The following is a 22,586-nucleotide window of genomic DNA, read 5'->3' as shown; positions in this document are numbered from 1 at the left end:
CGGGTAGGGTCGGCGGCCGGTCGTGCCGGCTCGTCACACGATCACGTGACGGTGCGACGCCCTGGCCCGCTTGCCGTCGTCACGCATCGGAGTGCTCGTGAAGATCGCCCACCTGGTCCCGACCCTGCATCCCGGCGGCCCCGAGATCGGTCTGGTCGACCTCGCGGCGGGTGCCCGCGAGCTCGACCCGGAAAGCAGCTTCGAGATGGTGGTCGTCGCGCTCGCGTCGACGTCGGACACCACGCAGGTGAGCGCACTGCGCCGGCTCGGGGTGCCGGTGGCCGAGCTGGGCGTGGGGCCGTGGGACCCGCGGGCCGTGGTGCGCACCGCCCGGCTGCTGCGCGAGCGCGGCGTCGACCTGGTGCACACCCACCTCCCCCCGGCCGACGTGGTCGGCGCCGCGGCCGCCGCCCGCAACCGCATCCCGGCGGTGTCGACGCTGCACCGCGTCGAGAACGACCCGGCCGACCGCGGCGACCGGCTCAAGCGCAGCGCCAAGATCCTCGCCAGGCAGCGGTTCATGAGCCGCACGCTCGCGATCTCGCGCACCCAGCTCCAGTGGTACCGTGGGCTCGCCGGACCCGATCCGACCGTCGTGCTCGAACCCAACGGCGTGGTGGACCCCGGCCCGGCCGACCCCGCAGTCCGCGCCCGCCGCCGGGCCGCGCTCGAGGTCGACGACGGCGACGTCGTCGTGCTGGCCGCGGAACCGATGCGCCGCGAAGGCGGGCACGCGCTGCTGTTCGACGCGCTGGAGGCGCTGCCCGACGGCGTGCCGGTCGTCGTGGCGCTGGCCGGCGACGGCCCGCTGCGGCCGTGGCTGGAGGCGCGCGCGGACGCGTCCGACGAGCTGGGGGCGCGGGTGCGGTTCGTCCACCGGGCGCAGGCGCCCGCCGAGCTGCTCGCGGCCGCCGACCTCGCCGTCTACAGCGCTGCGACGGGCGCGCTGCCCACCGCGCTGCTGCGCGCGATGGCCGCCGGCCTGCCCGTCGTGGGCACGCGCGTGGGCGGCGTGCCGGAGATCGTGACCGCCGGGACGGGCGTGCTGGTGCCGCTGTCGGCGACCGCGCTCGCCGACGCGCTGGCCCGGCTCGCCGACGACGGGGAGGGCCGCGCCGCGATGGGCCGGGCCGCCCGCGCCCGCTACCTCGCCACGTACTCGGCGACGGGCTGGGCCGCCCGCCTGCACGCCGTCTACGCGGACGTCCTCAACGATCGGGCAGCCGCGGCGGGCTGACCGGTCGGATCGCCGATCAGCGGCAGAAGCGGCCGCCGGTGCGGCGTGCAGCCGCGCGGCGGCGGGCGGCGGTGATCAAGGGCAAATGTCGCCCAGCAAGATCGACGAGCCACCCTTTGCCCTTGATCACCGCACCACCGCAAGGCCGACCCACCCGGCGGTTGCTCGGCTGCGCCGCTTTCAGCTCGTGGCCGGGGCGTACACCACGTGCAGGGTGCCGTTGTCCAGCACCGTCGACGACGCCAGCGGAAGCGGGTGGTGCGGGCCGTCCGCGGGGAACAGGCGCCGACCCTTCCCGACCACGACGGGGTGCACGAGCAGGTGCAGCTCGTCGAGCAGGCCCTCGGCGATGAGCGAGTGGATGAGCGTGACGCTGCCGCTCATGCCGAGGTCAGGGCCGTCGCCGGCCTTGATCTCGCGCAGCCGGTCGGCCCAGTCCTTGCCGAGTACGGTGGCGTTGCCCCAGTCGGCCGACGTGAGTGTGGTGGAGACGACGAACTTCGGCGGCGCGGCCATCTGGTCGGCGAACTCCTGGCCGGCCAGCGGGCCGAAGTGCTCGGCGAACCCGACGTAGGTCGTGCGGCCGAGCAGCATCCGCGGCTTCATCAGCTCGCCGACGACCGCTCCGACCGAGTCGTCGAAGTAGGGGAAGTGCCAGTCCTGGGGATCCTCGACGACGCCGTCGACCGAGGTGAACAGGCCGGCGATGATCTTGCTCATGGGGTCCTCCGCACGGGGGCTCGAGATGTCGGAGGAGAGACCGCCCGCACGCGCCGAACTCATCGGAGGTCCGCGCAATCGCGTCGACGGGCAGCGGCCCGGACGGCCAGACTGGGCGGTTGTGACCGACCTGATCATTCGCCCCGGCACCGACGACGACATCCCGGCGATCGTCAGCGCCGACGAACGCGGGTTCAGTGCGCGGATGTCCGAGCTCGAGCGGGCCGACGCGTTCACCGTGCTGCCCCCGGAGAACTTCCTCCTCGCCGTCGACAGCGGCGACCCGGTCGACGGGGTCGTCGGCGTCGCGGCCGCCTACGACATGGCGATGACGCTGCCCGGCGGGGCCGCGCTCCCGTCCCGCGGCGTGGCCTGGGTGTCCGTCCCGGCCACGCACCGCAGGCGCGGCATCCTGCGGGCGCTGATGGCCGAGCAGCTGCGCGGGTTCGTCGAGGCGGGCACCCCGCTGGCCATCCTGACCGCCAGCCACGCGTCCATCTACGGCCGGTTCGGGTACGGCGAGGCCACCCGCAACCGGACGGTCGAGATCGACCCGCGGTTCGCGCAGTTCCGCGCCGGCGCGCCCGACCCGGGCGGCGTCCGGTACGCCGAGACCGCCGAGATCGGCGAGCACGCCGCCGAGATCCACCGTCGCTGGGTCGCCCGCACCCCGGGAGCCGTGTCGCGCAGCGCGGCGTGGTGGGCCCGGTTCCTGCACGACCGCGAGTACTCCCGCGGCGGCGGCACCCGCCGGTTCCACCTCGTGCACCCGGACGGCTGGGTCACCTACCGGTCGCACTGGGGTGGCGAGGCCCCCACGCTGCGCGCCGAGGTCTTCGCCGTCACGGACGAGTCGCACGCCGCGCTCTGGCGCGTGCTGCTCGCGCAGGAGCTCGTCCGGTCCGTGACCGCGCGGATCCCGCTCGACGACCCGCTGCCGCTGCTGCTCACCGACCCGCGGATCGTCGCCACCACAGAGGTGGCCGACGGCCTGTGGGCGCGGGTGCTCGACGTGCCCACCGTGCTCTCGGCCCGCCGGTACGCGGTGGAGGTCGACACCGTGCTCGACGTGCAGGACGACTTCCTCGGCCGCGGCGGTCGCTTCCGGCTGCAGGGCGGCCCGGACGGTGCCACCTGCACGCCGACGTCGGACGCGGCGCAGGTGACGCTGGACGTCGCCGACCTCGGCAGCCTCGTCACCGGCTGCGTGCGGGCGCGCACACTGGCCGCGGCCGCGCGGCTCGCCGCGGAGCCGGCCGAGCTGGCCCGCCTCGACGCGGCGTTCGTGCCGGAGCGGGACCCGGTGCACGGCACCGACTTCTGACCGGCGCAGTGGCAGGACGGCTGCTTTCCCACCCCCCGATGGCGGGAAAGCAGCCGTCCTGCAGGCCTCTTACTTCTTGGCGGGCCCCAGGCAGAGGACGAGCCCGCGCTCGCCGGCGCCGGACCGGCCCTGCCAGTACACGTCGGTGGTCTGGGGGAACGGGCTGCAGGCCGACATGCTCGCCTCGATCTCGGTGCGGCTCTCCAGCCGCCCGAGCACGGTGAACGTCGCCTTCGCGTCCGAGCAGGGCACGACGACCGCGCCGTCGCCGGAGCGGGCCAGGCAGTCGCCGACCACGGCGGATGCCGGGGCGTCGCTGAGGTTCCCGATCACGTAGGCCCCACCGATCAGCACGCCGGTCGCGACGGTCACGCCCGACAGCAGGGAGATCCACACGTTGCGCCGGCGTCGCTTGCCCTGCTCGGCGACCGCCCGGCCGGACGTCGCCGCGGGGGACGGCAGGTCGGCGTAGCGGACCGTCTCCTCCTCGGTGATCCAGCCGCTGCTCGGCGGCGCGAACTGCGGTGCGGGGGCTGGGTGGTAGGGCTGCGGCGCCGGGAAGTGGCCCGGGTACGGCGGCTGCGGGTACTGCGGAGCCCACTGCGGCGCGGCGTACTGCTGGGGCATCCCGTACTGGGGCGCCATGTACTGCGTCGTGGCGTTCGGGCCGTGGGAGGGCAGGTGGGTGGTGGCCTCGGCGACGGCGGGCCAGGACTGGTCCTCGATCCGCGCGGTGGCGTCGTCCATCTGCGGCGCGAACGGTGTGCTCATCGCGGATCCTCCCCAGTGCGGCGTCGTGCTGGGCAGAAGCATCCGCCGAACGGCCGCCCGCCGGACTCCCTCCACGGTGCAGGTGCGTTGCCGGGCGGGTAAGGGTTTCCTTGCGGGTCGGCAACCCCCGTCGCGACGCCGGCGGCAGGATGGGGTCATGCCAGGCACAGGAGCAGGCCGCCGCACCCGCCGGCACGACCACGACGCCGGCGGCGATCCCGAGGTGCTGGCCGCCAAGGCCGCCCTGCGCGACGAGGTGTGGACCGCGCTCAGTGCCGCGAAGGTCGCCCGGTTCCCCGGTGCCCGCAACCGGATCTCCAACTTCACCGGCGCCGAGGCCGCCGCTGAGCGGCTGCGCGCCCACCCCGTGTGGCAGGCCGCCCGCACGGTGAAGTGCAACCCCGACTCGGCGCAGCTGCCGGTGCGCCAACGAGCGCTGGAGGACGGCAAGCTCGTCTACATGGCGGTGCCGCGGCTGGCCGAAGCGGACCCGTTCTTCCTGCTCGACCCGGACGACCTCACCGACCCGCCGCGCAAGGCCGCCTCGATCGCGGGCGCCACCCGTTCCGCCCGCCGCGTCGCCGTCGCGGACCTGGAGCCGGTCGACCTCGTCGTGACGGGCTGCGTCGCCGTCGGAGCGGACGGGGCCCGGCTCGGCAAGGGCGGTGGCTTCGCCGACCTGGAGTTCGCGCTGGCCGGCGCCGCGGGGCTGATCGGTGCACACACCACCGTCGTGACGACGGTGCACGAGCTGCAGGTACGCGGCCCGGGCGAGATCCCGACGACCGCGCACGACGCGCCCGTCGACCTGGTCGTGACGCCGGAGCGGGTGCTGGACTGCCGCCCGCTGCGCGCAGCCCGCCCGAACGACGGGGTGCGGTGGGCCGAGCTCACGCCGGAGAAGATCGCGACCATCCCCCTGCTGGCGCGGCTGGCGGAGACAGCCGGCTGATCGAACCTCAGTGCTGGTCGTACCTCGTGCCGTGCTCCTCCCAGGCCTCGTCGGCGGCGTCGTTGGCCGCGGTGCGCTGCCGGGCGAGCTCCACGGCGTGCGCCGCGGAGTCGCGGTCGGGGTAGGGCCCGAGCCTATCCGCGGCGCGGCACCCCGCGAGCGGTTCGACCTTCTCGTGGACGAAGCACCAGAACCATTGCTCGGGAGCCATGGGTCGAAGTATGCCGCCGACGTGGTCGGACTGCCGGTTGTCGCTTGCCGTGATCGGCATCGTCGGATTCGATGCACCCGTGACCCGGATCGAGGACGCGATCCTGCGCGCCGCCGCCACGCGGGTGCTGCGCCGCAACGACCGCGGCCGGGTCGTCGTCGCCGCGGAGCCGGACCCGCGCCGGCACCACCGCTGGCACTGGGAGGCCACGCTGACGGCGCTCGGGCTGGCCAGGGTGGATCTGCCGCGCGCGATCACCGAGGTCCGCGCCCTGCTCGCGGCCCAGCGGCCCACGGGCATGCTGCCGTTGTCGATCTTCGACGAGGGCCGGGCGACTGGACCCGGTCCCGTGCAGGCGGTGGGTCTCTCGTCGTTGCCCGGCCAACCGATCGCCGTGCGCGCCATCCTGGACCGCGGCCGCGACAACGGCGGCGCCGACCTCGCGGCGGCCGAGGAGTTCGTCGCGGAGTCGTTCGACGCGCTGCTGGCGTCACACCGCTGGTTCGTGACCGAGCGGGATCCCGAGCGGACCGGGTTGATCGAGATCCTGCATCCGTGGGAGTCGGCCTTCCCGGCCTCCCCGCGCTGGGACGGCCCGCTCTCGCGGTCGGGTCCGCATCCGCGGGCCACCAGGGAGGAGCGCGAGCGCTGGTTGCTCGAGCAGATGCGCGCGGTGGGCTGGGCGGACACGGCGATGCGGGAGGTGGCCGACTTCCGGGTGCGCGACGTGATCGTCTCGGCCGTGGTGGCGACGTGCGCCGACCTGCTGGCCGGCCTCGCCGACGAGGTCGGCCGCACCGACGTCACGGAGGAGCTCAAGGAGGACGCCGCCCGGTTCCGCGAGGGCGTGGCCGCGACCGTCGATCCGCGCACGATGCTGGCGCGGGACTTCGACGTGCGGGCAGGTGTGTGGATCGAGCCGGCGACGGTGGCCGGGTTCGCTCCGCTGCTCGCCGGCGGGGACGCCGAGCTGCTGGCGGCCCAGCGCGCGATCCTGTTGGGCGAGGACTGGATGGGGCACCCCGTGCTGCGGCATCCGCTGCCGCCGATGGTGTCCCCGTCGAGCCCCGGGTTCCGGCGCCGCGAGCTGTGGCACGGACCGATCTGGCCACCGGTCGTGGTGATGCTGGCCTGGGCGGCCACCCGCGACGGTGCATGGGACCTGCGCGCCGTGCTCCGCGACGCCATGCTCGAGCTGCTGTCGGACCACTCGTTCGCCGAGTTCTACGAACCCATCACCGGCGAACCGCTGGGCGTGCACGACCACTCGTGGACGGCCGCGACCGCACTCGAACTGCTGGGCTGAACGGCGCCGGTCGATCGACGCCCGTGGCGGGCCGCTGTCGGCGGCTGCTCCCGGCAGTGGAGCAGTGCTGCCGACAGCTCGGCCCACAAGAGATCAGGCCGAGAGATCAGGCCGAGCGGTTGTGGCAGCGGCGCGCCAGGTCGGCGATGCCGTGGATGGAGCAGGGCCACCGGGTGGCGGGCAGCCCGGTGCCGCCCTTGGTGCAGGTGCGGCAGCGCCCTGCCCGGTCGGGTAGGTGTTGGTCGAGGAGCCGCTGCCACACGTCGACCATCGGTGCGAGCTCCGCGGCGAGGCGGCGCAGCTCGAGGTCGGCGGGTTGGCGGTCCTCGTCGGGGTACCCCGCCGACGGCTGTTCGGCGGGCACGGCAGATTCGGTCGTGGGTCCCGTCGCAGGTCCGGCGGGCGCGGCAGCGCCGGAGCCGACCTCGACGATCCCGACGGAGGCGTGCAGCGGTGCGAGGACCGGACCCCGGCCTGCACCGCCTGACCCCCAGGCGTAACTCATGTGAACCCCCACGCAGCTGGATGTGACAGCCCGTGACACGCGCTTAGCCGATCGGCTGACACCCGATCGGGCCCGTGCCTACGAGAATCGTGGACCTTCCGGCTTGCGCGCGCAAGCTCTGATGCATGACCATCTGCACGTGCATCTGAACGAGCAGAACCTGATCTGGCGCAAGGCAAGCGCGAGCAACCCGACCGGAAACTGCGTTGAGCTGGCCAAGCTCACCAGTGGCGAGGTCGCGATGCGCAACTCGCGCTTCCCCGAGGGCGCCGTCATCGTCTACACGCGGGCGGAGATCGCCGCCTTCCTCGACGGCGCCCGCGCCGGCGAGTTCGACGACATGGCTGTCTGAACGGACCACGCTTCGTGTCCACGACCTGCCGGACCACCCGTCCGCGGCTTGCCGAGAACGGCACGTTCACGGCAGAGTGTTCCCCCGAACGGGGAGGTCCTGCATGAACGTGCTGCGGGGTGAGTCCGCGGACGGATCTGCGGCCCACGGCGAGACCAACAGCGGTGCCACCACATCGGCTGCTTCTGGTCCGACCGTGCTGCGGATCGCGCTGGGCGCGCAGCTGCGCCGGCAGCGGGAAGCTGCTGGCGTCACGCGGGAGGAGGCCGGGGAGGCGATCCGCGCTTCGCCTGCGAAGATCAGCCGGCTGGAGCTGGGTCGCGTCGGGTTCAAGGAGCGCGACGTCGCCGACCTCATCTCCCTGTACGGGGTGTCCGACCCCACCGAGCGCTCGGAGTTCCTCGCGCTGGCCCGGCAGGCGAACGCGCCCGGCTGGTGGCACCGCTACTCCGACCTGCTGGAGACCTGGTTCGAGACCTACCTGGGCCTCGAGCAGGCGGCCTCGCTGATCCGCACGTACGAGCTGCAGTTCCTGCCGGGGCTGCTGCAGACGCGTGACTACGCCCGCGCCGTCACCCAGCTCGCGCGCACCGACACCCTCGAGGTCGAGCGCCGCGTCGAGCTGCGGATGCGCCGCCAGCAGGTGTTCCTGTCCGGCAACGGCCCGCGGCTGTGGGCGGTCATCGACGAGGCGGCGCTGCGGCGCGGTCTGGGCAGCCCGAAGCTCATGCGCGACCAGATCACCCGGCTGCTCGAGCTCAACGAGCTGCCCACGATCTCGATCCAGATCGCGCCGCTGCGCTACGGCGGGCACGCCGCCGCCGGTGGCCCGTTCAGCATCCTGCGGTTCGCGGAGCCGGATCTGCCCGACATCGTCTACCTCGAGCAGCTCACCAGCGCGCTCTACCTGGACAAGCGACCCGACGTCGAGCACTACGCCGCCGTCATGGACCGCCTGTGCGCCCAGGTCGAGCAGCCGGGCCGCACCGAGCCGATCCTGCGCGCGATCCGGGACGAGCTGTAGCAAGGAATCCGCGTCCGGCGTCACCGCTCGAGCAGCGTCACGGGCTCGACGCGGTGCGCCTGCGCACGCCCGTCGAGACCCGGTGGTCGACGATGCGCGAGCACCTCGTCGAACGGCTCCCGCGCGTCCCGGCGGAGCGGATCGACGCGATGCTCGCCGAGCAGCGGTTCGTCGGCAGCGACGGCCCGATCGCGCCCGACGCCGCCTACGAGCCGCTGACGTACGTGTGGTTCCACCGCGACCTGCCGGTCGAGGCGCCGGTGCCGTTCCCGATCGAGGTCGTGCACCGCGACGAGCACCTCCTCGTCGTGGACAAGCCGCACTTCATGGCCACGATCCCGCGCGGGCAGCACATCCTCGAGACGGCGCTGGTGCGGCTGCGGCGCGAGCACGACCTGCCCGACCTGTCCCCCGCGCACCGGCTCGACCGGATGACGGCGGGGCTGCTGATGTTCGTGGTGCGTCGCGAGCACCGCGGCGCCTACCAGACGCTGTTCCGTGACCGCCGCGTGCACAAGACCTACGAGGCGGTCGCCCGCCACGACCCGGCGCTGGAGCTGCCGCGCACCGTGCGCAGCCGCATCGTGAAGGAGCGCGGCGTGATCCGCGCCCAGGAGGTCGCCGGCCCGGACAACGCCGAGACGCTCGTCGAGCTGCTGGAGCACCGCGCCGGACTCGGCCGCTACCGGCTGACCCCGACCACCGGGCGCACCCACCAGCTGCGCCTGCACATGAGCTCGCTCGGCGTCCCGATCGTCGGTGACGACTTCTACCCGGTGCTGACCGAGCGGGCGCTCGACGACTTCGGCACCGGCATCGACGCAGACGGGACCCCGCTGCAGCTCCTGGCGGCGACGCTGGAGTTCACCGATCCCGTCACGGGCGCGCACCGCCGGTTCCGCACCCGACGGACCCTCGCCGCGTGGCCCGTGGCGCCCGATTGAACCTCGCGGCACCCGGATCCGTGAGTGTCCAATGAAGGCGCGGTGAAAGCCGGAGCCGCGATCCTGGCGACCGCAACCGGAACCGGAGTGAGCTCATGACGAAGCGCGGCCCGCTGTTGACGATCCTGGCGGTCGTCGTACTCGGTCTGGGGTTGTTCACCGTCAACATGACCGGGGAGAAGACCCGCGAGCAGGACACGGCCGGAACGGTCACCGCCGTGACCGGTGCGGCCGCGCCGGCGGCCACCACCGCAGCGGCCGCTGCCCCGGCGGCCGGGTTCCCAGCGGAGGCCGCCTACGCCGGGCGCACCGCCGGCAACGAGGCCACGATCGCCATCGCCGTGAAGGACGGCAAGGCCGTCGCCTACCTGTGCGACGGCAAGCAGGCCGAGGCGTGGCTCGAGGGCACCGCCACCGGCGCCGCGCTCTCGCTGACCGGTCCCGACGGTGCGTCGCTCCAGGGCACCCTCGACAATGGCGCGGTGTTCGGACGGGCGAGCGCCAAGGGCAAGGAGTGGGCCTTCTCCGCGGCCACCGCGAAGGCGCCCGCCGGCGCCTACCGCGGCCAGGTCTCCGTCGCCGGGGTCACCAAGCGCATCGGCTGGACGGTGCTGCAGGACGGCACGAAGACCGGCCTCACCAACACCGGCGGGCAGCTCTCCGCAGCGCCCGATCTCGACCCCGTCACCCGCACCGCCACACTCGACGGGGTCCCGGTGCAGGTCACCCCGCTGACGGGCGCCCAGTGATGGCCGCGCGGCACGACGGCGAGGAACCGACCGTCGACATGTCGGTCGGCGCCGGCACCGCGCGGATGCCGGCGCCTGCCCGCACCGGCCGCGTCTTCGCGCTGTTCGCGATCGGCTCGCTGGTCGCCGTGACGCTCGGCGTGTACGGCAGCTTGCACGAGCCGCAGCTCGTCTCGATCAACGTCGCCGGGTTCTCCGGGCCGCAGGCGGTGAAGGCCTGGCTCACCACGCTCGCGTTCGTCCTGGCGCTGGTGCAGCTGTGGTCCGCGCTGGTGATGTGGGGCCGCATGCCGGGGCTGCGCACCGCGCCGTCGTGGATCGGCGGGCTGCACCGCTGGGCCGGCCGGCTGGCCGTGCTCACCACCGTGCCCGTGGCCGTGCACTGCCTCTACGCGCTCGGCTTCCAGCACTCCGACGGGCGGGTGCTCGCGCACTCGTTGATCGGCTGCCTGTTCTACGGGGCGTTCGTCACGAAGATGCTGGTGCTCAGCCGCCCCGGCACGCCGTCGTGGTCGCTGCCGGTGCTGGGCGGCGTCGTCTTCTCCGCGCTCACCGGGCTGTGGGTCACGGCGTCGCTCTGGTTCTTCACCACCGCCGGCCTGACCTTCTGACCTCCCCACACCGGACGGAAACCTCGATGACCACACCTGTGTCCCGCCGTGCCGCCGTCGTCGGCGTCACCGCCGCGATCGGCTGCGCTGCCTGCGCCACCTACGGTCAGCGCCCCGGTGACGCCGCACCCGCCCCTGCCGCTGCGCCGGGCGGCGCCGCGCCGTCCGCAGCGGCCGGAGCGTCGGCCCCCGCCCTCGCCGCGAAGGCCGACGTCCCGGTCGGTGGCGGGATCGTGCTCGCCGACCAGCAGATCGTGCTCACCCAGCCGACGGCAGGGCAGTTCAAGGGCTTCTCCGCGATCTGCACCCACCAGGGATGCACGGTGAACGCGGTCGCGGACGGCGTCATCAAGTGCCCCTGCCACGGCAGCTCGTTCGCCATCGCCGACGGTTCCGTCGTGACCGGCCCGGCCCGCAAGCCGCTGCCCCCGCGCGCCGTCACGGTCCAGGGTGACTCGCTGACCTCGGGCTGACCGTTGGAGAGCGCTTTCTTGACACCCTGATCGTCGGCCGGTCACGCTGGCGGCGACGCGGGCCTGCTCCCGCCCCGCGTCCCGCGAGCGGAAGGCACCCCCCTCTCTCCATGACCTCCATCCAGCACGACCAGGAGACCGGCACGCTGCGCTTCCCCGAAGGGTTCGTCTGGGGTGCGGCCACGGCCGCCTACCAGATCGAGGGCGCCGTGGCGGAGGACGGCCGCACACCGTCGATCTGGGACACCTTCTCCCACACCCCCGGCAAGGTCCTCGACGGCGACACCGGCGACGTCGCCGTCGACCACTACCACCGCTTCCGCTCCGACGTCGCGCTGATGGCCGAGCTCGGCCTGACCGCGTACCGGTTCTCGATCGCGTGGCCCCGGATCACGCCGCACGTCACCGCCGACGCGATCGGGCCCGTCAACGAGGCGGGGCTGGCGTTCTACTCCGCGCTGGTCGACGAGCTGCTCGCCGCAGGGATCTCCCCCACCGCCACGCTGTACCACTGGGACCTGCCGCAGGCCCTCGAGGACGCCGGCGGGTGGACGAACCGCGCCACCGCCGACCGTTTCGGCGAGTACGCCGGCATCGTCGCCGCCGCGCTCGGCGACCGCGTCGGCGTGTTCACGACGCTCAACGAGCCGTTCTGCTCGGCCTACCTCGGCTACGCCTGCGGCGTCCACGCGCCCGGCCGCACCGACGACGCGGCCGCGCTCGCTGCCGTGCACCACCTCAACCTCGCCCACGGCCGCGCCGTCGCCGCGGTGCGCGCCGCCGCCCCCGCGGCCCGGGTGAGCCTCACCCTCAACCTGGGCTGGATCAACCCCGCCACCGACTCCGCACCCGACGTCGACGCCGCCCGCCGCATCGACGGGCTGCAGAACCGCGTGTTCCTCGATCCCGTCCTGAACGGCCGCTACCCCGAGGACGTCCTGGCCGACACGTCCGCGGTCACGGACTGGTCGTTCGTCCGGCCCGGGGACCTGGAGGTCATCTCCGCCCCGATCGACGTGCTGGGCCTCAACTACTACAGCCCCACCCACGTCCGGCACTGGACGCGGGAACGGCCCCGGGAGAGCCCCACCGGCCTCGACGACGGCAGCCCACGGCCCTGGATCGCCGCCGACGACGTCGAGTTCCCGACCCAGCACGGCCCCCGCACCGAGATGGGCTGGACGATCGACCCGCGCGGGCTCACCGAGCTGCTCTTGCGTCTGGCCGCCGAACATCCGGGCCTCGATCTGATGGTCACGGAGAACGGGGCCGCGTTCGCCGACGTCCCCGAGCCGGACGGCAGCGTCCACGATCCCGAGCGCGTGGCCTACCTGCGCGACCACCTCGCGGCCGTGCACGAGGCCATCAGCCGGGGCGCACCCGTCACGGGCTACTACGTGTGGTCCCTCCTGGACAACTTCGAGTGGGCGTACGGCTACTCCAAGCGGTTCGGCATCGTCGCCGTCGACTACGCGACCCAGCAACGCACCCCCAAGGACAGCGCGCACTTCTACGCCGCGACGGTCCGCGCCAACGCGGTCGAGCCCGCACCCGGCTGATGACCAGGCCGCACGGGGGCCGGACGTGCAGGTCGTAACACCTCGGCCACAAACTACGAGCTGACCTGTGGGCGACGCGGCCGTGTCCCCCGGGTCGACGACAGGTACAGTGCGTCCGCGTCGACCGGTACGGATGATCGACGACAGCGCCCGATGGGAGGGGCTCGGCTTGCGCGACGACGACCCGCATCGCGGTCCCGAGTCGGGCGATCCGCTCGACCTCGCCGCATTGCGAGCCGACGACGAGTTCGTCGAGCACTTCGCCGGCGCCGGAACCCCCCGCGACGCCACCGGCGACCCCGTCGAGGACGAGCTGGCCGCGATGTTCGCCGCCTGGGTGCAGGAGGTGCGCCCGGAGTCGGCCGACGCCGTCGAGCAGCCACCGGTCGCCGCGACCGCCGCGACCGCCGGCAGCGTCACCCCCATCACCGAACAGCGCAGCAGCCCCAAGCACGCGGTCGCCGCGTCGCCGCCCTACCTGCGCCGTCTCGCGGTCGCCGCCACCATCGTCGCGATCGCGGGCTCCGGCCTGGCGCTCGGTGCGTGGGAGTCCGAGCCGGGCGAGGCGCTGTGGCCGATCGCGAAGGTGTTCTACGCCGAGCGGGCCCGCTCCGTCGAGGCCGCCGCCGACGTCACCAAGCTGCACGAGGCCGCCCGCGCCGCACTCGCCCGCGGCGACCGCGTCGCCGCCGCCACCGCGCTCGCCGACGCCGAGCAGGAGCTCGCCGCCGTCCGCCCCGACGAGAACCGCGAGGGCCTGTCCCGCGCGCAGGCCGACCTCGCCGGCGAGGTCAGCGGTCAGGCCGCCGGGCAGACCGGCACCGGCCCGGGCGCGGTCGCCGCCGGACCCACCACCGGACCGAGCGCCGCGCCGCAGGCCGCCGCGCCGCCCGGCACCGCGCAGCCCTCCGGCGCCGCCGGGCCCGCGCCGTCGAGCGGACCGTCCGCGGGTCCCTCCGCCGGCCCGACGTCCCAGCCCAACTCCGGCCCGAGCGCGGAGCCCACCTCGGCACCCTCCGCGGAGCCGACCACCCAGCCCGAGCCCACCACGCGGCCCTCGGTCGAGTCGGGCCCGAGCGAGCCGACGTCGCAGCCGAACTCCGCGCCGACCTCCGAGCCGAACTCTGAGACGAACTCGGAGCCGACTTCGGAGCCGAGCGCCGGTCCGGCACCCGCCGAGTCGAGCGGCTCCGGGTCCGACGCCGCCCCCGCCGAGAGCAGCGCCGGCGGCGGGACCGGTCCGGCAGAGGACTCGTCCGCCGACAGCTCGTCCGCCGGCGGCAGCGACAGCGCCCCGTCGGAGAACCGGCAGCCCGAGAACGTCGCTCCACAGAACGAGCCCGAGAACACGCAGCCCAAGGGTCTCCTGGACGTCATCCTGCCGGAGAGCACCGCCCCCGAGGGTGGCACGTCGAGCACTGAGAAGGGTCGCAGCGCCCCCGAGCGGAGCACGCCCAGCACCACGTCGAACCGCGAGGTCGCCGACACGGACGAGAGCACCACCCGGGCCGTCGGCCCCCGCGAGCGGAGCACCGACGACCGGAGCAGCACCGACCGCGGCGACGAGAGCGACGACGCCGACGGGAACGACGGCCGTTCCCGCGGCGACGGCAGCTCCGATGACGACAAGCGACACGAGGACGAGGTGGCGCCCGCCGAGCGGCCGCCGGGTCTGATCGGCAAGGTCACGCGGGCGGTGACCACCAGCCTCAGCTCGCTGATCGGCTGACCGACACGCAGCGATGCCCGGCGGGAACCCGCCGGGCACCTCCCGGGATCAGCGGCCGGCGAGCGCCTCGACCCGCGCGTCCGCCTCGGGCATCCGACGCCGGGCCCGCACGATCGTCACCGTCGCTGCGGCGGCGGCCAGCGCCAGCACCGCGGCGGCGGCCAGGAGCGTCGCGGCGTCCGGGTGGATCAGCGACTGCCCGCGCGCGGCCTGCCACGCCGTGACCGCGAACTGGCCCCCGTACCCGATCACGACCGCCCCGACCAGGGCTGCCCGGGTCCGCTCCGACTGCAGCCACGGCACCCGCCGCGCCAGCACCGCGAGCACCACCACGGCCAGCACGAACACCTGCACCGCGTGCAGCCCGATGAAGTGCGGCACCCGCAGGTCGCCGCCCACCGTGCTCCAGTTGGTGACCGGCATGCCGCCCCCGTCGGGCACCGCGAGGCCGTGCCCGCCCGACATCGGCACCGGCCGACCGGACGCGTCCACCGCCGTCCACTCCCCCGCCGCCGGCACGAGCGAGAACGCGACCACCATCCCGAGCACGGCGAGCCCGATGCCGGCGCGCAGCGCGCGGGTGAGCCCCTTGTCGCCGATGCGCTGCCACAGCATCGCCACGGCGATGGCGAGGCTGACGCCGAACAACCCGATCACGCCGGACGAGAAGACCTGCTGGCCGACCACGTTCACCAGGTCCGTCTCGTCGACGTTGAAGTGGCTGTAGGTGCCGCGCGCCGCCTGCAGCGCGATGAACCCGACGTCGACGATGCCGGTGACCGCGAACAGCGTGCCCAGCGCCCACATGGTGCGGCGGGCGCGCTGCAGCTGCGGAAGCAGCCAGGCGAGCGTGAGCCCGTAGATCACGAACGACATGCCGAACTTCAGCGGCTTCGCCCAGATCGCCTCGTGCCCCAGTGTCCGCCCGTCGACGACGAGCCCGATCGCCGCGGCGACCACCAGACCGGCCATCACGGCCACCGTCACCAGCAACGGTCGGTGCCACGCCCGGCCGCTCTCCAGCCCTGTGATCTGCATGCTCCGATGCTCGGCGCGCGGCCGCCGCGGAACACTGGAGCGCGTGCCCGGTCCGGGGTGGGGCTGTCCCCCGCCCGGGTCTCAGGTCACCCCGCTGGGACGGCCGCGACGACCGGGCCCACCGCCGGCACGAAGTACCGGAACACCGGCAGCCCGGGCGTGGGCCGCGCGCCGGCCACGGTCACGCCGTGCCCGCCGGGCAGGACGGCCGTGCGCACGTCGAGTGCCGGTGACCCGAGCAGCGAGGGCAGCCGCGGGTCGGCGTACAGCGGCGGCAGGACGGCCAGCACCGCCGGCCGGACGGCCGGGTCGGCGCGGGGCGCGCCGTCGACGGTCACGGCGAACGGGACGCGGATCGGCGGCGCGTCCTGCTGGCTCACCACCGGCAGCGCGACGAGGTCGGGCGCGCTCGGGACCGAGCGGTCGAGCAGCAGCGTGGCCGCGGTGTCCGGCACCTGCTCGGCGGGGCCGAGGGTGCGGTCGGGCACGACCCCGAGGTCGAACACGCCGTCGGCCACTCGTCCGGCCGGCGCGCCCGCCCCGATCACCTGCACGGCCGTGACGTCGACCGGGGCGAGGTAGTGGCCGGACAGCGGCAGCACCACCCCGGCGGCGACCTCGTTGCCGACCACCACCGGGTAGCCGACGGCGGCGCGCCGCGGCCCGGCGCCGCCGAGGCGGACCTCCGCGATCCGCAGCAGCTCGGTGGCACCGGTGCGGGTGGTCTCGAGGAACACGACCGTCGACGCGCCGTCCGGACCGACGTGCCCGGCGTAGGCCAGGCAGGAGCGGTCCAGCACGGGGCGGGAGCCGTCGAGGCCACCCGCCGCGCCGTCGTTCTCGACCAGCGCCGACCACGCGCCGGCGACGAGCCCGGCGTCGGCGCGCTGGTCCCCACGGGCGGGATCGAGCAGGCGCGTGCCGCAGTCGTCCGGCCGGACGTTCCAGGACCGCCACGCGTCGACGGCGACGACGGCGAGCGCCGCCACGACCGCGACGGCGACCAGCGCGACGAGGAGGCGGACGAGGAGGCGCACGGCGGGAAGCCTCCCAGAAGATCAACGTGATCCTGCACCCGCGACCGCCACGGATCCCGTCCACGTTCGTCGAAGTGTGGCGGCTGCGGGCCGGGAGTGGGGGCAGGGTGAACCGCATGATCTTCGATCGCCGGCGCGTGGCCCGCGCGGCCACCGCTCTCGCCCTCGCCGCGACCGCGACCGTCGCGACCGCGTCCACGGCGTCGGCGCACCCGCTGACGTGCTTCGTCAACAAGACCGCCCCCTACTACGACAGCGCGGGCGGCACGATCATCGCCTGGATCGGGGCCGGGCAGGGCATGGACCTGGAGAGCAGCAGCGGCATCTGGCGCGGCGGCCGCTTCTGGGGCGGCGACGGGCGGAAGATCTGGATGCAGGCCCAGAACCTCAACGGGCCCGGCGGCGGCCCCTGCTGAGCGGCCGACGGACCACCTCGCAGAGGTCGGTCAGCGCCGGCGGCTCGCCAGCGCGGCCAGGCCGTCGGGTGTGGGTCGACCGTGCAGTCGCAGGCGGGCCATCCCGCCGTCCGGGTAGGCGTCCAGCCGCACGTGCGTGACGGGCTTCGGGTCCCCCAGCACGAACCGGTGCCGCGTGTCCGGTGTGAGGGGTGTGCGCGGCAGCAGCGGCCGCCACGCCCCGTCGCCGGAGTGCCCGGACAGCTGGGCTGCGCCCGGCGCGTTGTGCAGGAACCAGCTGGTGTCGAGCTCGGCCACGTGGATCATGCCTTCGGTGGCGAGGGCGATCTCGACCCAGTCGTTGCCCTCGCCGCGACGGCGGGCGGTCTCCCAGCCCTCCCCCATCGACCGGGCGGGTCCGGGCAGCAGCAGGTTCGCCGCCGAGCCGTAGAAGCGGTTCGAGCAGTCGGTGACGCGCCCACCGAGCTCCATCGCGGCCAGGTCGACCGTGCCCAACGCCGTGAGCACCGCCGGGTCGGGGGCGGCCTCCCCGTGCACGCGGAGGCGAGCCACACCGCCGTCCGGGAAGATCCGCAGGCGCACGTGGGTGGCCGGTCCGGCCTCCGCCGCGGCGAACGAGTTGGCCGTGTCGCCGGCCAGCGGCGAGCGCTCCACCAGCGGGAACCAGTCCTGCGCCGCGACCGGGTCGCCGTCGGGCAGGAACAGCCCGTCGACGGCCGCGGTGGGCGGGTAGTTGCCGCGGAACCAGGCGGTGTCGATCACGACGCCGCGGACGATCGCCGGCGTCGCCAGCCGGACGATCGCGACGTCGCAGGCGTCGGGATCGCCGTCGCGGCGCCGGCGGGTCTCCCACCCGTCGTACACCTTGCCGTTGGGGCCGAACACGGCCGGGTCGAACACCGACGGGCCCGGCGTGATCAGGTTCTGCCGGGCGGCGAACGCCTCGTCGTTGGCCCAGACGACGGCACCGCCGAGGTCGCGGCGGGCGAGGTCGGGCAGGTCGGCTGCGCTGAATGGTGCCCTCGCAAGCTCGGTCACGTCCGTCATGCGCGCTCCAGGAGTCGGCCGCGGGGGGCGTCGCCGGTCAGCGGGCGGCCGGCGAGCCACGTCGAGCGCACCACCCCGGTCAGGGTGCGGCCCGTGTACGGGGTCAGCGGGCTGCGGTGGTGCAGGGTGCCCACCTCGAACGTCGCGTCGGGGGCGAACACGACGAGGTCGGCGGCCGCACCGGCCGCGATGCGCCCCTTGCCGGCGGACCCGGAGAGCCCGGTCAGCCGCGCGGGTGCGGTGGCCATCCAGCGCACCACGTCGGCCAGCCCGTGGCCGCGCGCCCGGGCCTGCGACCACACGACCGGCAGCCCGATCTGCAGCGACGCGATACCGCCCCATGCCTGCCCGAAGTCGCCGGAGTCGAGGCGCTTCAGGTCGGGGGTGCACGGCGAGTGGTCGCTCACCACCATGTCGATGACGCCGTCGGCGAGGCCCTGCCACAGCGCGTCCCGGTTGGCCGCCTCCCGCACCGGCGGGCAGCACTTGAAGCGGGTGTCGCCGTCCGGCACCTCCTCGGCCGTCAGCGCCAGGTAGTGCGGGCACGTCTCCACGGTGACGGCGACGCCGTCGGCGCGCGCGGCGGCGAGCAGCGGCAACGCGGCCGCCGACGACAGGTGCACCACGTGCACCCGCGCGCCGGTCGTGCGGGCGGCGTCGAGCAGCCGCGCGATCGCGGACTCCTCCGACGCCGCCGGGCGGGACGCGACGAAGTCGGCGTAGCGGCGGCCGTGCGCGTCGGTGAGCAGCGCCCCGTCCTCGGCGTGGGCGATGAGGAGCCCGTCGAACTCGGCGATCTCGCGCAGCGCCGGCTCGGGATCGAGCAGCGGCGGGAACTCCGGCACCCCGCTGTCGACCATGAAGCACTTGAACCCGACGACGCCGGCGTCGTGCAGCGCGCGCAGCCCGCCCAGGTTGCCCGGCACCGCACCGCCCCAGAACGCGACGTCGACGGAGCACTGCCCGTCGGCCGCCTTCCGCTTCACGTCCAGGGCGGCCGGGTCCAGCGTCGGCGGCAGGGAGTTCAGCGGCATGTCGACGATCGTGGTGACGCCTCCGGCCGCGGCCGCCCGGGTCGCCGTCGCGAAGCCTTCCCACTCGGTGCGCCCCGGCTCGTTGACGTGCACGTGCGAGTCGACGAGCCCCGGCAGCAGCACCTCGTCGTCGGCGAGCACCACCTCCTGGGCGGGCTGCCCGGCGACGGGGGTGTCCACCGGCAGCACGGCCTCGATCCACGGCCCGTCGACGACGACGGCCGCCGGCTGCTCGCGCCCGTCGACGACGACGCGGCGGCCGCGGAGCACGGTCCTCACGATCGCCCCCGCCGGCTCGTGCTCACGGCTGCTCCCGGTACGCCCGCCAGCTGCCCCGCTCTGTGATGTCCACCGTCGGCAACTCCGTGTGCGGGCGGCGCAGGATCATCGCCAGGGAGCCGGAACCGTCGGCCAGCTCGATCACGCCGAGCTCCAGGCCTGCCGGCTCCCCGGGCAGCAGCACCTCGCGCAGCTGCTCCCACGACATCTCGTACACCTCGCCGGCGACCGCGCCCCCGTTGCCGGGCCCCACGTCCTCCAGGCCGGGGTAGGCGCCCTCGACGGCGTGGAAGCGGTAGCGCGGGGCCGTGGTGGTCTCCGCGACCAGCTCCGCGTCGCCGACGAGGTGGTGCAGGGCCCCGCCGCGCATCGCGGTGCCGTTGAGGAACATCCGGGGCATCAGGTCCGCCTCGCCATGATCATCTCGCCATCCTAGCGTCCCGCTCGTCGCAAGAAACGAACGATCGTGCTATAACTGACGCATGGGCAAGGGAGAGCACACCCGCGAGGTCATCCTCGACGAGGCCGGCGGGCTGGCCGCCCGCGTCGGGCTGGGCGGGCTCACCATCGGCGAGCTGGCCGCTCGCACCGAGCTGTCGAAGAGCGGGCTGTTCGCGCACTTCGGGTCCAAGGAGTCGCTGCAGCTGCAGGTGTTCGAGCGCACGGTCACCCGGATCACCGACGTGGTGATCCGCCCCGCCCTGCGCGCACCGCGCGGCGAGCCCCGCCTGCGCACGCTCGTCGACCGCTGGCTGGACTGGGCGTCGGCCAACGGCGGCTGCCCGCTCCTGGCCGCCACCTTCGAGTTCGACGACCAGCCGGGCCCGCTGCGCGACCGGGTGGCCGCCGCCCAGAACGACTGGATCGACACCCTCACCACCGTCTGCACCACCGGCATCGCCGAGGGCCACTTCCGGCCCGACCTCGATCCGCGCCAGCTCGCCGTCGACATCGAGGGCGTCCTGCTCGCCTACCACGTCATGCACCGGCTGCTCGCCGACCCGGCCGCGCGCGACCGCGCGCTCCACAGCATCGACGCCCTGATCGCCGCCGCACGCTGAACCCGTCCCGAGGAGGACCCGGTGACCGTCTGTGCCGAAAAAAGCACGATCGTTCGTACCGTAACGCCGGAGGACGGGGACCACGTGGTGGACACGGTGTTCGCCGGGCTCTCCGTCCGCAGCCGCTACCTGCGCTTCCACTCGCCGATCCCGGTGCTCACCCCGGACCTGCGCCGCGTCCTCCTGCCGATCGACGGGCACCGGCGCCTCGCCGTCGCCGCCTGGTGCGGCCGCGTCCCGCTGGGCATCGCGCGCGTGACCGTCACCGCCCCGGGGACGGCCGACATCGCCGTCGCCGTCGTCGACGCGTGGCAGCGCCGCGGGCTGGGCCGGCGGTTGCTCGCCGCGGTCGCCCGGCTCGCCGAGCGTGCCGGCGTCACCGAGCTGCAGGGCGCGGTGCTGCCCGACAACGTGGCGATGCTCGGCCTGGTGCGCCGCGAGTACCCGCTCGCGCTGCGCCACTTCGACGGCGACGCCGTCCAGTTGCGGATCCCGATCGGTTCGGCCGCTTGGACGATCACCGACGAGGACGTGTACGCGAGCCTGCTGACGCCGTATCAGCTCCCGCGGTAGGTCGAGTACGCGAACGGCGAGAGCAGCAGCGGCACGTGGTGGTGGCGCTGCGGATCGGTCACGGTGAAGGCGACGACCACCTCGGGGTAGAACCCCTCCTGCCCGGTCGCCGCGAAGTACGCGCCCGTGTCGAACACGAGCCGCCAGGTGCCGGCGTCGAGGTCGCCGAGCTCGCGCACCCGCCCGTCGGCGTCGGTCACGGCCTCGGCGACGACGGCGCCGTCCCGCTCGAGGCGGACGGGCACGGACGGCGCAGGCAGGCCCGAGGCGGCGTCCAGGACGTGCGTGGAGAGGCTCATCCCCGTTCCCGCACACCCTCGTGCGGCCGCGCACACGTCCGACCGTGTGCGTCGGCACGTGAACCTGTGCGTGAGCTCATGTGACCAACCCTTCCAGACGCAGCGCGTTGATCTTCCGCAGCTCCGACAGGGCGACTTCCCGTTCGGTCTCCGGGTCGTTGCCCAGCCGCTCCTGCAGGGTGGCCAGCAGCTCGGCGCCGCTGCGCCCGCTCGCGCACACCAGGTAGACGTGCCCGAACCGCTCCTCGTAGACGCGGTTGCCCTCGACCAGCGCGGCCCGCACGTCGTCGCCGACGCCGCTCTGCTCGCGCGCCGAACGGCCGGAGACGCGCTCCCCGATGCGCGGGTGGCCGGCGAGGCCGTCGTCGAGATCGGTGGCGGACAGCTCGGCATCCGCGCAGGCCTGCAGGGCTCCGACATCGGGGAACGGTCGTTGCGCCGCGACGGCGGCGGCCCAGCGCGGTGCGGAGCAGACGGCCTCCAGTGCCGCGCGGGCCTCGCCGTCGGACAGCGCGTTGAAGGTGGGGAGATCCACCCCGGCATTACACCAGCAGCGGGGCCAGCTCCTTCGCGAACCGCTCCGGGTCCTCCGTGAAGCCGGTGTGCCCGCCGACGAACGTCACCGGGTCGCGGTCGAGCAGTCGCGCCAGCTCGCGGGTCGCCCGCTCGGCGGCCTGGTCGGACGTCTCCCCCACACCCAGCAGAACCGGTCGCGACCGCAGGGCCTCGACGTCGGCCCGGTAGGCGCCGATGCCCGCCCACATCTGCCCGAAGAACACGTCGAAGTTGCCGACGAGCGAGGCCATGAACGCCGGGTCCGGCGGCGGACCGTCCTGCGCCTCGCGGTCGAGCCCCGTAGCGCCCAGGAACGCCGCCATCGCCGCCGCCGGACCCTGCTCGCGGTAGACGCGCATGACCGCCTCGGCGTCGTCCGGCTCGTCCAGCAAGTACGTGAGCGGGGGCTCGTGCGCCACCAGCAGCCGCACCCGGTCGGGGTGGCGGGTGACCAGGTCGAGCCCGGTGAGCGCGCCGCCGCTGCTGCCGAGCACGAACGCCGGCGCGTCCGGGGAGAGCGCGTCGAGCAGCGCGAGCGCGTCGTCCGCCTGCCCGGGCACGGTGATCGGGTGCGGCTCACCGGCGAAGGAGCTGCCGCCGAGACCGCGGGAGTCGTAGCGGACCACCGTGAACCGGTCGGCGAGCGCGGCCTGCAGGCCGGTGAACGCCGCCCCGGGCATCGCGCCGCCGGGGATCAGCAGGAGCAGCGGTCCGGCGCCGGCCACGTCGTAGGAGAGGCGGGCGCCGGGAACGTCGAGAAGGGTCATGTCCGTCATGACC

The 22,586-nt window shown here is 74.4% G+C and carries 27 protein-coding genes; 15 read left to right on the top strand and 12 right to left on the bottom strand.

Annotation, left to right across the window (positions count from 1 at the left end; genetic code table 11):
- The first annotated feature begins 97 nt into the window (after nt 1-97).
- The gene (locus ACQEVB_RS21990; RefSeq protein WP_432974337.1) at nt 98-1,237 is read left to right on the top strand and encodes a glycosyltransferase; all 1,140 of its coding nucleotides are present in this window, start codon (nt 98-100) and stop codon (nt 1,235-1,237) included.
- Between the two features lie 180 nt (nt 1,238-1,417).
- Here the strand turns inward: ACQEVB_RS21990 and ACQEVB_RS21985 are convergent, their stop codons facing one another.
- Entirely contained in the window at nt 1,418-1,957 is a 540-nt protein-coding gene (locus tag ACQEVB_RS21985) for a dihydrofolate reductase family protein (RefSeq protein WP_432974335.1), read from the bottom strand.
- Between the two features lie 121 nt (nt 1,958-2,078).
- Between ACQEVB_RS21985 and ACQEVB_RS21980 the strand changes: the two genes are divergently transcribed.
- On the top strand, nt 2,079-3,281 hold the full coding sequence (locus tag ACQEVB_RS21980; RefSeq protein ID WP_432974333.1) for a GNAT family N-acetyltransferase: 1,203 nt from the start codon (nt 2,079-2,081) through the stop codon (nt 3,279-3,281).
- 69 nt (nt 3,282-3,350) lie between these two features.
- Here ACQEVB_RS21980 and ACQEVB_RS21975 read toward each other — a convergent pair whose 3' ends face one another.
- Nucleotides 3,351-4,052, bottom strand: coding sequence for an LppU/SCO3897 family protein (locus ACQEVB_RS21975; protein ID WP_432974331.1), 702 nt, complete (start codon nt 4,050-4,052; stop codon nt 3,351-3,353).
- Between the two features lie 157 nt (nt 4,053-4,209).
- On the opposite strand from ACQEVB_RS21975, the gene ACQEVB_RS21970 reads away from it, so the two are divergent.
- A complete protein-coding gene (locus ACQEVB_RS21970; RefSeq protein ID WP_432974329.1) occupies nt 4,210-5,004 on the top strand; it encodes a 5-formyltetrahydrofolate cyclo-ligase in 795 nt (264 codons plus the stop codon).
- A 7-nt stretch (nt 5,005-5,011) separates the two neighbouring features.
- On the opposite strand, the gene ACQEVB_RS21965 is transcribed toward ACQEVB_RS21970, so the two are convergent.
- Nucleotides 5,012-5,215, bottom strand: a complete 204-nt coding sequence (locus tag ACQEVB_RS21965) for a hypothetical protein (protein WP_432974327.1) — start codon at nt 5,213-5,215, stop codon at nt 5,012-5,014.
- A gap of 79 nt (nt 5,216-5,294) precedes the next feature.
- Between ACQEVB_RS21965 and ACQEVB_RS21960 the strand changes: the two genes are divergently transcribed.
- Nucleotides 5,295-6,521 carry an MGH1-like glycoside hydrolase domain-containing protein gene (locus tag ACQEVB_RS21960; protein WP_432974325.1) on the top strand — a complete coding sequence of 409 codons (1,227 nt, stop codon included), beginning with the start codon at nt 5,295-5,297 and terminating at the stop codon, nt 6,519-6,521.
- A gap of 106 nt (nt 6,522-6,627) precedes the next feature.
- Here the strand turns inward: ACQEVB_RS21960 and ACQEVB_RS21955 are convergent, their stop codons facing one another.
- Complete coding sequence (locus tag ACQEVB_RS21955) at nt 6,628-6,885, bottom strand: hypothetical protein (protein ID WP_432974323.1); 258 nt, start codon at nt 6,883-6,885, stop codon at nt 6,628-6,630.
- Between the two features lie 280 nt (nt 6,886-7,165).
- Here ACQEVB_RS21955 and ACQEVB_RS21950 point away from each other — a divergent pair, with 280 nt between their 5' ends.
- From ACQEVB_RS21950 to ACQEVB_RS21915, 8 genes are all read left to right on the top strand, one after another.
- Entirely contained in the window at nt 7,166-7,378 is a 213-nt protein-coding gene (locus ACQEVB_RS21950; RefSeq protein WP_432974321.1) for a DUF397 domain-containing protein, read from the top strand.
- A gap of 103 nt (nt 7,379-7,481) precedes the next feature.
- Nucleotides 7,482-8,402 (top strand): helix-turn-helix domain-containing protein, encoded by a 921-nt coding sequence (locus tag ACQEVB_RS21945; RefSeq protein WP_432974319.1) that lies wholly within the window; start codon nt 7,482-7,484, stop codon nt 8,400-8,402.
- A gap of 53 nt (nt 8,403-8,455) precedes the next feature.
- Nucleotides 8,456-9,346: a pseudouridine synthase gene (locus tag ACQEVB_RS21940; RefSeq protein WP_432974317.1), complete on the top strand. Its 891-nt coding sequence runs from the start codon at nt 8,456-8,458 to the stop codon at nt 9,344-9,346.
- Between the two features lie 95 nt (nt 9,347-9,441).
- The gene (locus ACQEVB_RS21935; protein ID WP_432974315.1) at nt 9,442-10,095 is read left to right on the top strand and encodes a hypothetical protein; all 654 of its coding nucleotides are present in this window, start codon (nt 9,442-9,444) and stop codon (nt 10,093-10,095) included.
- Nucleotides 10,095-10,706 carry a DUF6529 family protein gene (locus ACQEVB_RS21930; protein ID WP_432974313.1) on the top strand — a complete coding sequence of 204 codons (612 nt, stop codon included), beginning with the start codon at nt 10,095-10,097 and terminating at the stop codon, nt 10,704-10,706. The genes ACQEVB_RS21935 and ACQEVB_RS21930 overlap by 1 nt, the downstream gene beginning before the upstream one ends.
- 26 nt (nt 10,707-10,732) lie before the next feature.
- The gene (locus ACQEVB_RS21925; protein ID WP_432974311.1) at nt 10,733-11,179 is read left to right on the top strand and encodes a Rieske (2Fe-2S) protein; all 447 of its coding nucleotides are present in this window, start codon (nt 10,733-10,735) and stop codon (nt 11,177-11,179) included.
- Nucleotides 11,180-11,289: 110 nt separating this feature from the next.
- Nucleotides 11,290-12,738 carry a GH1 family beta-glucosidase gene (locus tag ACQEVB_RS21920; RefSeq protein WP_432974309.1) on the top strand — a complete coding sequence of 483 codons (1,449 nt, stop codon included), beginning with the start codon at nt 11,290-11,292 and terminating at the stop codon, nt 12,736-12,738.
- Between the two features lie 133 nt (nt 12,739-12,871).
- Nucleotides 12,872-14,467 carry a hypothetical protein gene (locus ACQEVB_RS21915; RefSeq protein ID WP_432974307.1) on the top strand — a complete coding sequence of 532 codons (1,596 nt, stop codon included), beginning with the start codon at nt 12,872-12,874 and terminating at the stop codon, nt 14,465-14,467.
- A 48-nt stretch (nt 14,468-14,515) separates the two neighbouring features.
- Here ACQEVB_RS21915 and ACQEVB_RS21910 read toward each other — a convergent pair whose 3' ends face one another.
- Nucleotides 14,516-15,505 (bottom strand): hypothetical protein, encoded by a 990-nt coding sequence (locus tag ACQEVB_RS21910; RefSeq protein ID WP_432974305.1) that lies wholly within the window; start codon nt 15,503-15,505, stop codon nt 14,516-14,518.
- A gap of 86 nt (nt 15,506-15,591) precedes the next feature.
- Nucleotides 15,592-16,542 (bottom strand): hypothetical protein, encoded by a 951-nt coding sequence (locus tag ACQEVB_RS21905; RefSeq protein ID WP_432974303.1) that lies wholly within the window; start codon nt 16,540-16,542, stop codon nt 15,592-15,594.
- Nucleotides 16,543-16,658: 116 nt separating this feature from the next.
- Between ACQEVB_RS21905 and ACQEVB_RS21900 the strand changes: the two genes are divergently transcribed.
- On the top strand, nt 16,659-16,958 hold the full coding sequence (locus ACQEVB_RS21900) for a hypothetical protein (protein ID WP_432974301.1): 300 nt from the start codon (nt 16,659-16,661) through the stop codon (nt 16,956-16,958).
- Between the two features lie 30 nt (nt 16,959-16,988).
- Here ACQEVB_RS21900 and alc read toward each other — a convergent pair whose 3' ends face one another.
- The 3 genes from alc to ACQEVB_RS21885 are packed head-to-tail and all read right to left on the bottom strand — an operon-like array spanning nt 16,989 to nt 19,718.
- Nucleotides 16,989-18,005, bottom strand: a complete 1,017-nt coding sequence (alc, locus tag ACQEVB_RS21895; protein WP_432974299.1) for an allantoicase — start codon at nt 18,003-18,005, stop codon at nt 16,989-16,991.
- Nucleotides 18,002-19,318, bottom strand: a complete 1,317-nt coding sequence (gene allB / locus ACQEVB_RS21890) for an allantoinase AllB (RefSeq protein ID WP_432974297.1) — start codon at nt 19,316-19,318, stop codon at nt 18,002-18,004. Before allB ends, alc begins: the two co-directional genes overlap by 4 nt.
- Before the next feature lie 22 nt (nt 19,319-19,340).
- Entirely contained in the window at nt 19,341-19,718 is a 378-nt protein-coding gene (locus tag ACQEVB_RS21885) for an allophanate hydrolase-related protein (protein ID WP_432974295.1), read from the bottom strand.
- 82 nt (nt 19,719-19,800) lie between these two features.
- Between ACQEVB_RS21885 and ACQEVB_RS21880 the strand changes: the two genes are divergently transcribed.
- The gene (locus ACQEVB_RS21880) at nt 19,801-20,379 is read left to right on the top strand and encodes a TetR/AcrR family transcriptional regulator (protein ID WP_432974293.1); all 579 of its coding nucleotides are present in this window, start codon (nt 19,801-19,803) and stop codon (nt 20,377-20,379) included.
- An 87-nt stretch (nt 20,380-20,466) separates the two neighbouring features.
- A complete protein-coding gene (locus tag ACQEVB_RS21875; protein WP_432974291.1) occupies nt 20,467-20,952 on the top strand; it encodes an N-acetyltransferase family protein in 486 nt (161 codons plus the stop codon).
- Here the strand turns inward: ACQEVB_RS21875 and uraH are convergent.
- The 3 genes from uraH to ACQEVB_RS21860 all read right to left on the bottom strand — a co-directional run bounded on the left by uraH (nt 20,937) and on the right by ACQEVB_RS21860 (nt 22,573).
- A complete protein-coding gene (uraH, locus tag ACQEVB_RS21870; RefSeq protein WP_432974289.1) occupies nt 20,937-21,251 on the bottom strand; it encodes a hydroxyisourate hydrolase in 315 nt (104 codons plus the stop codon). The genes ACQEVB_RS21875 and uraH overlap by 16 nt on opposite strands.
- A gap of 76 nt (nt 21,252-21,327) precedes the next feature.
- A complete protein-coding gene (gene uraD / locus ACQEVB_RS21865) occupies nt 21,328-21,786 on the bottom strand; it encodes a 2-oxo-4-hydroxy-4-carboxy-5-ureidoimidazoline decarboxylase (protein ID WP_432974287.1) in 459 nt (152 codons plus the stop codon).
- 7 nt (nt 21,787-21,793) lie between these two features.
- Nucleotides 21,794-22,573: an alpha/beta fold hydrolase gene (locus tag ACQEVB_RS21860; RefSeq protein WP_432974285.1), complete on the bottom strand. Its 780-nt coding sequence runs from the start codon at nt 22,571-22,573 to the stop codon at nt 21,794-21,796.
- Nucleotides 22,574-22,586 lie beyond the last annotated feature (13 nt).

The organism is Pseudonocardia sp. CA-107938 (assembly GCF_050936315.1).
In the GTDB taxonomy this organism is placed as follows: Bacteria; Actinomycetota; Actinomycetes; order Mycobacteriales; family Pseudonocardiaceae; genus Pseudonocardia.
This window is presented reverse-complemented; position numbering and strand designations above follow the sequence as displayed.